Here is an 11627-nt window from a genome sequence, read left to right on the forward strand (position 1 = left end):
GTTTTTCAATTTTCACTATTGACGCGAATAATTTTCATACCATTGGTGCCGCCGAGTTGTCCCTTTTTATCTCCTTTAGTAATGATAATCACCGCATCTTTATCAAAATGATGATAAGGCTTTAACGCGTTGATAACCTCTAGATTGAGATCTTTGGTTTTATCATCTTTTAATAACACTGGGTAGACCCCGCGATAAAGCGTTACTTTGCGGCAGGTTTCAACATGGCGGGTGAGGGCATAAATAGGTATGGTAGAGATTAGGCGCGACAGCCACTTGGATGTAGAACCTGATTCGGTCATCGTTGCAATTGCCGAGACATTTAAGTGGGTTGCGGTATAAATTGCCGACAGTGCGATAGCTTGGTCGAATTTAACCACTTGTTGATTGAGTAAATATTCATTGTTGTGCTGTTCTATACCGCCTTGTTCAACCCCTTGGCATATACGGCTCATTGTTTTGACTGCCAGTGCTGGATGCTTGCCGATGGCTGATTCTGCTGACAGCATCAGTGCATCGGAACCATCCAAGACAGCGTTTGCAATATCTGATATTTCCGCACGGGTCGGGACATTGCTGTCTATCATAGATTGCAGCATTTCGGTTGCGGTGATAACGATACAGTTGTGGGCGCGCGCTTTGTTGATGAGCTTTTTCTGCACTGCGGTTAAAAATGCATCTCCTATTTCTATACTGAGATCGCCGCGAGCAACCATCACGCCGTCTACGACCTCCATGATATCTTCTATACAGTCGAGTGCTTCGCTGCGTTCGATTTTAGCTATCAACGCGGCGTCATTGCCTGCTTGTCGCATCAACTTTTTTGCATAGAGCATATCCTCAGGGCTTTTAGGAAACGACACGGCAAGATAATCAACACCTATTTGCGTTGCAAGTTTAATATCTTTTTTATCTTTTTCGGTAATCGTTTGTGCGGACAAGCCACCGCCGCGTCGGTTAATTCCCTTATTATTGGATAACACGCCGCCGACTTTGACGATCGTGCTGATTTTATAATCCTCTGACTTTTCTATTTCTAAGGTGATGCGCCCATCGTCAAGCAACAATTCATCTCCTTTTTTAACATCTTTATAGAGTTCGGCATAGCTCACGCCTACCTGTTGCTCGTTCCCGGCATTGGCATCTAAATTAGCATCCAATATAAATCGTTGCCCGGTTTTGAGTTCTATCTGTCCGTTGACGAAACGTTGTATTCTTATTTTAGGACCCTGCAAATCACCGAGGATGCCAATATGATATTTCTTTTCCTGCGAAATTTTGCGCACCAGTTGTGCACGCCGCAGGTGGTCTTCGGCATCGCCGTGCGAGAAATTCATGCGCACGACATCAACACCTGCGTCAATCAGTTCGACAATCGTTTCCTCGCTGTCAGTAGAGGGACCTAAGGTCGTAATGATCTTGGTCGTTCTGGATTGATGATTACTCGGGTTAATTTCAGTCATCTCTAATTCTCCGCAGCATCGCTTTGATTGTTTTGCATTTTGCTTTCCAGCATTGTCAATGTCGGTAATGCTTGTCCCGACACAAATTGTAGAAAAGCACCACCGCCGGTAGAGATATACATATTATCGTGTTGCAGTTCAAATTTCTTAATCGCCGCCGAGGTATCTCCACCGCCGACCACGATATGCGCGTTCGTTTTTTGGATAGCGTCGGCAACTGCGCCAGTGCCGGCGGCAAAGGGTGTGTATTCAAACGCACCGGGCGGCCCGTTCCAGAGTATAAGATCAGCCGCCGCTATCGCATCGGCATAAGTCGCTTGAGTTTTCACCCCAATATCTAAAATCATCTCGTCTTTTTCTATGTTGTCTATAGCTTTGCACACTGTGTGCGCATGTTGCGATAATTCTTTGGCACATATTACATCGGATGGCAATAATAATTGTTTATTTTTTGCTGTCATTCTATCCTGCAGATCAATCGCAAAGGAGATAAGCTCTTTTTCGTATAAAGATTGTCCTATGTCGTAGCCCATTGCTGCAATAAAAGTATTTGCGATACCACCCCCTATGATCAGCGTATCCACTTTTTCCGAGAGAACGGATAATAACTCGAGCTTGCCTGCTATCTTAGCACCACCGACGATTGCAACTCGCCGTAAGTCAGGCGAATAGTCTGCCGCATCGTTATCTAATAGGTTACTAATTTCGGCTATTTCTTGGGCAAATAATGTGCCTACACAAGCGACTTTAGCATGGGCGAGCGCTTGGTGCGTTGATGCATGGGCGCGGTGTGCACAGCCGAAAGCGTTCATCACATAAACATCGCAAAGCTCAGCTAAGCCGGTTGCCAGCTGGTCGTCGTCGCTTAACTCGCCAGCTTGAAAGCGGATATTCTCGCACATCACCAGCTCTCCCGGTTCAACCGCAACACCGCTTAGGTAATCAGTGACTACCGGCACAGCTTTGTCCAATAATTCCGACAGGCGATCTGCAACCGGCTGTAAAGAAAATGCGCTATCCACTTGACCTGCTTCAGGCCGTCCCAAATGAGAGACTAGCATCAGCGCCGCCGGTGCCTCTAAAGCGGTGCGTATATCAGGCAGGTTGGCACGAATTCTTAAATCGTCACTCACCACACCATTGTGTAGAGGAACATTCATATCAACGCGCATCATCACGCGTTTGTTCGCCAGTGGGACTTGTTCAAGGGTGCGTAGCGCGATCATAGAGGACTATCCTAAATCTGTGAATGGGTTATTTCGCCGCCATCAACGCGTGGCTGGTATCTATCATACGGCACGCATAAGCCCACTCGTTATCGTACCATGCTGATACTTTGACCAGGTTACCTTCCATCACTTGGGTTAAAGTGGAATCGTAAATTGCCGACGCCGTATGACCATTAAAATCGCAAGACACTAATGGCGCATCGCAATACGCGATGATACCTGCCATACTATCCTGCGCTGCAGTCTGCATCACCTGGTTGACTTCTTGTTTAGTCGTTGGGCGAGATGCAGTGAAAGTCAAGTCGACCAAAGACACATTGAGAGTCGGAATACGCAGCGCATAACCGTGTAATTTGCCGGCTAATTGCGGCAGCACCAATCCCACCGCTTGGGCTGCTCCGGTTTTAGTTGGGATAATAGAAGTCGTCGCAGAACGCGCACGGCGCAATTCTTTGTGTGCTGAGTCAATTAACACTTGGTCGTTGGTATAGGCGTGCACTGTGGTAAGTAGACCGTGTTCTATGCCGATAGTATCGTGCAATACCTTAGCAACGGGAGCCAAACAATTTGTTGTGCACGAAGCGTTTGAGACAACGCAATGTTCCGCTTTTAATATGTCAGTGTTCACGCCATAAACAACGGTTGCATCGACATCGCCAGATGCCGGTGCCGATATGAGCACTTTGTTTGCGCCATTGTCAAGGTGTGGTTGTGCTAGGGCGTTACTCTTAAACTTGCCGGTACATTCACAGAGCACTTCTGTAGCGACTTCGCCCCAAGGGATTTTAGCCGGGTCGCGCTGGCAATATACTTGGATTATATCGTCGTTGATAGCGATGTGCTGGTCATCAACGACGCGGACATCGGCGGCAAACTTACCGTGGGTTGAATCGTGGCGCGTTAAATACGCTACGGTTTCTATATCAGTGGTTGCATTGATGGCAACCAGGCGAGTATTGCGGGTATAGTCAAGTTCGTACAGGGCGCGCACGATACAACGACCGATGCGTCCGTATCCATTGACCGCAATATTAACTGAGTGTGGGGGCATGATGTTGTCCTATTATAGTCAGAGCTGTTGCGTAGATTTTTTCTACGCTAAAGCCGAAGTGTTCAAATAAATCTTTGCCTGGTGCCGATGCGCCATAAGAGTCAATGCCGATGACCGTGCCGTGTGTATCTACATAACGATACCACCAATCGCGATTACCTGCTTCAATCACCAGTCGCGGCACATCTGGCAGCAATACCTTATCCCGATAACTTTGTGGTTGTCGTCCAAATACTTCGGCACAAGGCATGGAAACTAAATTACTTGGATGATTGTTATCGTTTAGCTGCGCACAGACCTGCATGGCTAAAGCCACCTCAGAACCGGTTGCAATAATGGTTAAAACAGGCGACGGTGTTTCATGCAGTAAATATGCACCGTTTGCTATCAACGGCAACTGCGTATGCGTACGCTTGCAGTGTGCGAGTGTTTGCCGAGAAAGCACCAGAGCGCTCGGGTGATCCTCAGCTTCTAGTGCGGCTTGCCAAGCCACTGCCGTCTCCACCGAATCGCAAGGCCGCCATACATCCAAGTTTGGTATCAGGCGCAGGCTGTTCAGGTGTTCGATGGGTTGATGTGTAGGTCCGTCTTCGCCCAAACCTATTGAGTCGTGGGTATAAATAAAGACGATTCTTCTCTCCATCATCGCCGCTAAGCGCAGCGCGTTGCGCGCATAATCTGAGAACACCAAGAAAGTGGCTACAAATGGAATAAAGCCGCCGTGCAATGATATACCGTTGGCGATTGCCGACATAGCGAACTCGCGCACCCCAAAATAAATGTAATTACCGTTATGCTGTTTGGAAGTTATCGCTTGGCTACCTTCCCACAAAGTGCCGTTTGACCCGGCTAAATCTGCAGAACCACCGATTAATTCAGGCAAGCATTCGCTGTACGATGCTAGGGTTTGACGCGATGCTTCACGAGTGGCGAGTGCTTTTTCTTGTTGGTCGCTTTGTTCAATCCATTGCTGTGCATGCGTATGCCAGTTATCCGGTAGCTCGCCGCGCATACGACGATAAAACTCGCTTGCTAGTTCGGGGTGTTCCAATTGATAGGTCTCAAGTTTTTGCAACCACTGCGACTGTTTGAGACTGCCTCGCTCTCTAGCATCCCAAGCATTTCGTATCTCAGATGGAATGTCAAAAGGTGGATGATGCCAATCCAATTTCTGCCGCGCCTGTGCTACCGCCTCATCGCCCAAAGGCGCGCCGTGCACCGCCTCGTCGCCTTGTTTAGGCGCACCGTAGCCGATAATCGTCTGGCAACATAATAGGCTCGGTTGCGGGCTTGCCAGTGCCGCTTCAATCGCCGCACGGATAGCATCCGAATTATGCCCGTCTATCTCCGGGATCACCTGCCAGCCATAAGCCGCAAAGCGCTTGGGTGTATCGTCGTTGAACCATCGCTTCACCTGTCCGTCGATAGATATGCCGTTGTCGTCGTAAAACACAATCAGTTTGCCGAGTTGCAGGGTGCCAGCCAGCGAAGCCGCTTCGTGCGAGATACCCTCCATCATACAACCGTCGCCGGCGAATACATAAGTGTGATGATTGACGATGTCCAATGCGCCGCGATTAAAATGTTGTGCCATAGTGCGCTCGGCGATTGCCATCCCGACCGCATTCGCCAACCCTTGTCCGAGCGGACCGGTGGTGGCTTCGACACCAGTAGTGATGCCGAACTCAGGATGACCGGGAGTTGCCGAACCCAATTGTCTAAAGTGTATAAGCTCCTCTAATTTCAGCGGATAGCCACTTAAGTAGAGTAGCGCATAATGCAACATGCAACCGTGGCCGTTGGACAGAATAAAGCGGTCGCGGTCATACCAAGTGCTATCGTTGGGATTGTGTTTTAGATAATCGTTCCATAACACTTCGGCGATATCAGCCATACCCATCGGCATACCGGGATGCCCGGAGCGCGCTTTTTGCACGGCATCCATACTGAGTGCTCTAATTGCATTAGCAAGTTGTTTGCGAGATGGCATCAATTAAAGATGGTAGTTATAAGTTTGCAATATTTAATAATCATGCAGTGAAAAGCGAACTTCGGCAAAGTCCTAATTTGATAGTATACAATAATCCTGCGTTTGTTGCAGTAGCATACCAGCTTGCTTGCTGCCAAATCTTAATCAAATGTTAATAATGTAAACACTCAGGTTCAGGTCGATGTTGGGAGCAGGCGGTCGGGCGACCTTGATATATCCCTAGACCGTCGCGGCGACCCTGTGCTTTTCCACCTATCAGCCATCTTCCATTTCTTTCTAAAAAATAAGCAAGATATATTCTCTATTTTTTGATACTATAACCAATGCTACAAATACGGAGTTCAGCCCATTGTCGGGCGACCCGTGAATATAATACCGTCCAGGAAATAGCGGGGACACCATAAATCCGTGTTTGTAGCAATCGCCTGACACCCTGTTAGGCACAACAAACAGGAGTTTATGGAATGAAAAAAATTATATTACTACTCGCCTTAGTATTCCCGGTTATCTCTACTGCAGAGTCCTATTTAGGATTAGGCGGGGGAATAGGGTCGATCCAAGAATCCGGCATCGATGATGCATTTTTAACCTATGTCTATGGCGGACATCAGTTTAATGAATATCTATCATTGGAAATAGCTTATATGAAATCAGCTAGTTTTAGTGCAACTGGCGACCGAGTATTTGATCCTCTTAACCAAGTATTTAATGTTAACAATGACAAGATATATGGAGAAGCCTGGATACCCTCGCTGAGTCTCCATTATATTGAGAATAACTGGAAGTTATTTGCTCTAATCGGTAATGCCTTTTGGCAAGCTCGCACGAACGATGAAGGCGTCGGCGTTAATGACGAGGATACCGATTTTGCGTATGGTTTAGGCATTGAATATAGACCAGCTAAATGGGGTCTACGCGCTGAATGGCGCAGGCTAGAAATAGACTGGATTATAACAGGGGAAACCGAACTAGATGCTTTTCTAATCAGTCTCAATAGATATTTTTAGCGTATCCACCTAACAGGTATCTAGATTCACTAGGCTGATTAGATCCTCGCCCTAGCTTCCATTGGATGTTCGGCATATGTCCGAATGTTTTTATGTATGTATAATGTATTGTAAATTATATTAGAATAGGTGATTATTAAACCGAACCACTAATCAAAGGAGGTTATTATGGGTTGGAGAGAACGCCAAGACGAAGAAGCCTATAGCGAAGCGGATATAGAAGAGCGTCTTAAAGCAGAGTTACCGCATTGGTATTACGAAAACGGATGGATACGCCGTAAGTATCGCACCCACAGCTGGAAGAGCACTTTGATGGTCATCAACACCGTCGGCCATTTAGCCGAAGCAGCCTTCCACCATCCAGACCTCACCGCCTCTTATGCTTTCGTCATCGTCAAATTAATGAACCACGCAGCTAAAGGCGTGACCAATAAAGATTTTGAGCTAGCAAAAAAAATAGAAGATGTCATCCAATGGCAACCTGCCGATGAGGAAAGCTCTCTGACCGGCACCCCGTCGGATGCCCGCTTTGCCTATATCAAATACGATAAGTGAAGCCCGCAGATAGCTGAGGAGAATGCGCTGACATACCCGTTGTTATCAGGCAAAGGAAGGTAGTATTTAGGTCTTTTCCTGCGACCAGAGTTGGTTTTTATAATTTTTATACTTGTATAGCACATTGTTTCAGCATTTCGGTAAACCCTATGCATGCAATTTCTTGCTCTTCACATATTAACGGGATTTTATAATTTGATTTTTTCCGCGGACTTGAGGCTTGCCGAGCCTCAAGAGTAACAACCGTATGACCATTTAAGGAAGCATAAGCGATTAAACTAATGTCTTGGCGACTTGCTCCTCTTGATATGTCGTCGGTCTCGTATTGCTCCATCAATTCTAAAGTCCGTTCTTCAACCTCGTTGGTAATCGGAGTTTCGCTAATGCCCATGTCTCTTTTCAACCATATACGAACCGGATGGTCTTCCAATAACTTTTGTTTTTCATTATCGCTTATTTGGCCATTAATCAGTTTCCGCTCTTTTTCTGGGAGGATGGGTTCTATTTCGTCGAAAATAGGCTTAATCAAAATTATTTTCCCTAGTAGTTTGCTTTCCATCTCTGGGTATAGAGAGGGGAATATATCTTTAGGATAGGTTGTATGCCAGACAGTGATGAATACATTTGCATCTACGCAGTAGTTCATAGCAGAGACTCTAATTTCAGCGCATCCCTTGCTTTTTTAATGCCAAGTAATTGACAGAGTTTATGCAACCCAATCTCCTGATTGTGGTATGTTTGTATAACCGCCTTAGTGTAAATATTACCGTATTGAGCGAGTGCTTCTTTCGCGATATTTCTTGATATAGGTATTTTGTTTTCTTTTTGTTGGCGTCGGCTATTTTCATAGTTTATGCTTAGCTGTTTTTCTATTTCTCTGAATGCCGAGACGGTAATAATATTCAAATATTTCAACCTAACTAGGAAAGCGTAGGAACTCACTTTAAATATCTTGGCAAGTTTATCTATTTGTTTTATTCGTTCATTCAACGGTGCTTCGCTGACAAAATCCTCTACAACCTCTAAGAAATCATACTCAGGCATCAACACTTCACCGGCGAATTGATTGCACCATCTTTCCTCGTCCGTTTCTATTTCCTTAACTGGTTCTATCCGCTCATCTAGAGCACTCTTCTTATGGAGCAGGTGTCCCAGTTCGTGGAATAATGTAAAAGATTGCGCTCTATATGCATCAGAACTATTAATAACGATAATAGGCAATAATTCATTGTATATAGCGAAGCCCTGAACACTAGGCCGGACTTTAGACCATCCTGGGTATTTACTGGTCATGAAAACAAAAATATTTTTATTCTCAACGAGTTGCTTCCGTTCCTCAAGAGAGTATGCTTTTTCCGAATAGCCTAGCCATTGGCGGATAACTTCTGCGGCAGATTTATGGTCCCGCCCTATTAGCGGTGGTGAGAAGGGCTGTACGGGTTCTCCCATATCGTCTCTTAATTCCAGTAATAATTCTCTGAAGCGTTCCACGCGTGCTATCACAGAGCGTACTTCATAATCATTAGTGATACTATTCTGAAATTGTCTAAAGGCGACAGATTTATTGAAGCGATATCTTTCTGGCAACTCCTCCTTCAAAAAGACCCATACCGGCACCTGATATCGCCCAGCAATTTTTTCAAGTTGCATGATGGTAGGATACTTTTTGCCTGCTTCTATATCGGCAAGACTTTTTAGTCCTGCTTTTTTCTGTGCCTGTTCAATGCTCAATCCTATCTGCTTACGGCATAAACGAAGAATATGAGGATTGATGTTTTCTACTCGTTTATTAGCCATGACTGCATTTCCAATTATTTGATACGGTTATCTCAAATCCAGTCTATAAGATTATTTAATAGGATTCAGGATGCGATATATCATACTACACCTCCGGCTATGCAGGACATGTCATCGGATGAACGGCAATTGTCAGCACCGCAATTATTAAGGTATCGTCTGAGACACGATATAATAGAACCTTTAATCGGATTTGATATACAGGAATGAGCAAGGCATAATTTCAAGTTGTCTTTATAGGTCTAGCATTATTAATCTTGAAATAAATGCCTCTCACTTCGTTGCGCTCAATGAGCGTAGTAAAAAAATTAAAGTAACATATTTCTTTTAGATGACAGCAACACCAAAAAACCTCACGCATAAAAAGAAAAAATGTCGTGAAGCAAGCGATAGGGTATCCCATGAAAATTTCCCTGGGCTAGCCGGTATGATATTTGCCTGCTACGCTTATGAACAAATGTTAACGGAATTAAGAGAGGAAATGATAACGGAAGAAAAAACGGCAAAAGAAACTGATGATTCTTATGAGACCCATTTAGCTAGGCACCATGCCTATTTAGATCTTGATAACAGGCACCAGGCCTTGTTAAGAGCATGGGTATGTGTGTTTTTTGAAATTCTGAGAGTTATAGTCTCAGATGAATATAAGAAAGCCAAGAGTTCTTTTCTGGAGGGTAAAAATAATAAGCTGGATAAAATGAAAAAGAGATTTGCATATTTTCGCTCGCATTTATCAAAACTTAAGGAAAATAAAGCTTTGCAAAAAGGAGTAGATAAGGAGTCACTAAAAGGGAAAATTAAAATGTCGCCATATGAATTCTATACACTCGATTATAATGTTCCTATTCCCCTTGGAGGGCATGCATGGACAAGGAACAGGAGTTTGCATATAAAAGACGAATTTAATGAATTTCTCTCAATTCTACTAGAAGATTAGGGGGGGGGCGTTTATCTCATCAAATAGGCAGTATCTAGTGTATTTGCGGAAAAATTAGCATGAAAACTCTCTTTGAAGGAGGACCTAAAAAAGAGGGAAGGTCAGTAGAATTGTATAAAGGAACCGCTTTCGTAGGAGATAAATGATGAGGGAAATACTTAAAAAAATTGGCCAGTTTATTATCAAATGGCTTGTCAGCCTCATAAAATTCCCAACTAAGATTAAGGATATAACCAAAGCAAAATTTGAAGTAGAAAAAAAGGGCAAAACCTATACATGGGAATATTCTTACTCAGTATCATCGTCTACTACAGATGAGATTGAAGCTATTCATTTAAAAAAAGCTAATAGTAAAGCCAAAAAAGGTGACCACTCAGGAGCTGTTGAAGACTACAACAAAGCGATTGCATTAAACTCAAATGATGTAGCTGCTTACAAAAATCGAGGTATTAGAGAACTCGAGCAAGAGTATTACTCAGGCACTATTAAAGACTTTAGCAAAGCGATTGCATTAGACCCGAATGACGCAGTTGCTTACAACAATCGAGGTCTTAGCAAAGCCAAACAGTGCGACTACTTGGGTGCTATTGAAGACTTTAACCAAGCGATTGTATTAGATCCGAATAATGTAGCTGCTTACAACAATCGAGGTAACAGCAAAGCTGAACAGTGCGACTACTCCGGTGCTATTGAAGACTACAACAAAGTGATTGCATTAAACCAAAATGATTCAGCTGCTTACAACAACCGAGGTCTTAGCAAAGGCAAACAGGGCGATCACTCCGGTGCTATTGAAGACTATAACAAAGCGATTACATTAAACCCAAATTACGCAGCTGCTTACAACAACCGGGGTCTTAGCAAAGGCAAACAGGGCGACTACTCAGGAGCTATTGAAGACTTTAATAAAGCTATTGCATTAGATCCAAATTATGCAATTGCTTACAACAATCGAGGTGCTGGCAAAGCCGGACAGGGCGATTACTTGGGTGCAATCGAAGACTACAACAAAGCGATTGCATTAGAGCCAAATTATGCATCTGCTTACAACAACCGGGGTAACAGCAAAGCCCAACAAGACGACTACTCAGGTGCTATTGAAGACTACAACAAAGCGATTGCGTTAGACCCAAGTGACGCAGCTACTTACAACAACAAAGGTCTTAGCAAAGCAAAACAGGGCGACTACTCAGCTGCTATTGAAGACTACAACAAAGCGATTGCATTAGATCCGAATGATGCATCTACTTACTACAACCGAGGTAACAGCAAAGCCGCACATGGCGATTACTCCAGTGCTATTGAAGACTACAACAAAGCGATTGTATTAAATCCGAATAATGCAGCTGCTTACTACAACCAAGGTAACAGCAAAGCAAAACAGGGCGACTACTCAGGTGCTATTCAAGACTACAACAAAACGATTGCATTAGACCCGAATGATGCATCTGCTTACCACAACCGAGGTAACAGCAAAGCCGCACGTGGCGATTACTCCAGTGCTATTGAAGACTACAACAAAGCTATTGCATTAGAGCCAAATTACGCAGCTGCTTACAACAACAGAGGTAACAGCAAAGCTGAACAGGGTGACTATT

10 protein-coding genes are annotated in these 11627 nt (G+C 44.4%); 4 read left to right on the forward strand and 6 right to left on the reverse strand.

Translation table 11 applies throughout. The features are described 5' to 3' along the window. Positions 1 to 5: 5 nt before the first annotated feature. Genes pyk through tkt form a run of 4 tightly spaced genes read right to left on the reverse strand, consistent with a single transcriptional unit; the run spans position 6 to position 5733 of the window. Positions 6 to 1463, reverse strand: coding sequence for a pyruvate kinase (gene pyk / locus GDA45_04525; protein ID MBC6414182.1), 1458 nt, complete (start codon positions 1461 to 1463; stop codon positions 6 to 8). Between the two features lie 2 nt (positions 1464 to 1465). After that, the gene (locus GDA45_04530) at positions 1466 to 2686 is read right to left on the reverse strand and encodes a phosphoglycerate kinase (protein ID MBC6414183.1); all 1221 of its coding nucleotides are present in this window, start codon (positions 2684 to 2686) and stop codon (positions 1466 to 1468) included. A 31-nt stretch (positions 2687 to 2717) separates the two neighbouring features. Further along, positions 2718 to 3743 carry a type I glyceraldehyde-3-phosphate dehydrogenase gene (gene gap, locus GDA45_04535; GenBank protein MBC6414184.1) on the reverse strand — a complete coding sequence of 342 codons (1026 nt, stop codon included), beginning with the start codon at positions 3741 to 3743 and terminating at the stop codon, positions 2718 to 2720. Beyond that, on the reverse strand, positions 3724 to 5733 hold the full coding sequence (gene tkt, locus GDA45_04540) for a transketolase (protein ID MBC6414185.1): 2010 nt from the start codon (positions 5731 to 5733) through the stop codon (positions 3724 to 3726). Before tkt ends, gap begins: the two co-directional genes overlap by 20 nt. A 464-nt stretch (positions 5734 to 6197) precedes the next feature. On the opposite strand from tkt, the gene GDA45_04545 reads away from it, so the two are divergent. Both GDA45_04545 and GDA45_04550 read left to right on the forward strand, forming a co-directional pair. Next, positions 6198 to 6740, forward strand: a complete 543-nt coding sequence (locus GDA45_04545) for a porin family protein (protein ID MBC6414186.1) — start codon at positions 6198 to 6200, stop codon at positions 6738 to 6740. A gap of 168 nt (positions 6741 to 6908) precedes the next feature. Further along, the gene (locus GDA45_04550; protein MBC6414187.1) at positions 6909 to 7295 is read left to right on the forward strand and encodes a 4a-hydroxytetrahydrobiopterin dehydratase; all 387 of its coding nucleotides are present in this window, start codon (positions 6909 to 6911) and stop codon (positions 7293 to 7295) included. 106 nt (positions 7296 to 7401) lie between these two features. On the opposite strand, the gene GDA45_04555 is transcribed toward GDA45_04550, so the two are convergent. Both GDA45_04555 and GDA45_04560 read right to left on the reverse strand, forming a co-directional pair. Further along, entirely contained in the window at positions 7402 to 7941 is a 540-nt protein-coding gene (locus tag GDA45_04555; GenBank protein ID MBC6414188.1) for a DUF4411 family protein, read from the reverse strand. Then, positions 7938 to 9092 carry an ImmA/IrrE family metallo-endopeptidase gene (locus GDA45_04560; GenBank protein ID MBC6414189.1) on the reverse strand — a complete coding sequence of 385 codons (1155 nt, stop codon included), beginning with the start codon at positions 9090 to 9092 and terminating at the stop codon, positions 7938 to 7940. The genes GDA45_04555 and GDA45_04560 overlap by 4 nt, the downstream gene beginning before the upstream one ends. Positions 9093 to 9423: 331 nt before the next feature. Here GDA45_04560 and GDA45_04565 point away from each other — a divergent pair, with 331 nt between their 5' ends. Together GDA45_04565 and GDA45_04570 are read left to right on the forward strand one after the other, a co-directional pair. Next, complete coding sequence (locus GDA45_04565; GenBank protein MBC6414190.1) at positions 9424 to 10029, forward strand: hypothetical protein; 606 nt, start codon at positions 9424 to 9426, stop codon at positions 10027 to 10029. 142 nt (positions 10030 to 10171) lie between these two features. Next, on the forward strand, positions 10172 to 11627 hold a 1456-nt coding region (locus tag GDA45_04570), incomplete at its 3' end, for a tetratricopeptide repeat protein (protein MBC6414191.1).

The organism is Chromatiales bacterium, from assembly GCA_014323925.1.
In the GTDB taxonomy this organism is placed as follows: domain Bacteria; phylum Pseudomonadota; class Gammaproteobacteria; order Poriferisulfidales; family Oxydemutatoraceae; genus SP5GCR1.

Coding starts and splice junctions, on each gene's coding strand:
- GDA45_04545 (MBC6414186.1), top strand. CDS start 6,198: ATGAAAAAAATTATATTACTACTCGCCTTAGTATTCCCGGTTATCTCT.
- GDA45_04555 (MBC6414188.1), bottom strand. CDS start 7,941: ATGAACTACTGCGTAGATGCAAATGTATTCATCACTGTCTGGCATACA.
- gap (MBC6414184.1), bottom strand. CDS start 3,743: ATGCCCCCACACTCAGTTAATATTGCGGTCAATGGATACGGACGCATC.
- tkt (MBC6414185.1), bottom strand. CDS start 5,733: ATGCCATCTCGCAAACAACTTGCTAATGCAATTAGAGCACTCAGTATG.
- GDA45_04565 (MBC6414190.1), top strand. CDS start 9,424: ATGACAGCAACACCAAAAAACCTCACGCATAAAAAGAAAAAATGTCGT.
- GDA45_04560 (MBC6414189.1), bottom strand. CDS start 9,092: ATGGCTAATAAACGAGTAGAAAACATCAATCCTCATATTCTTCGTTTA.
- GDA45_04550 (MBC6414187.1), top strand. CDS start 6,909: ATGGGTTGGAGAGAACGCCAAGACGAAGAAGCCTATAGCGAAGCGGAT.
- pyk (MBC6414182.1), bottom strand. CDS start 1,463: ATGACTGAAATTAACCCGAGTAATCATCAATCCAGAACGACCAAGATC.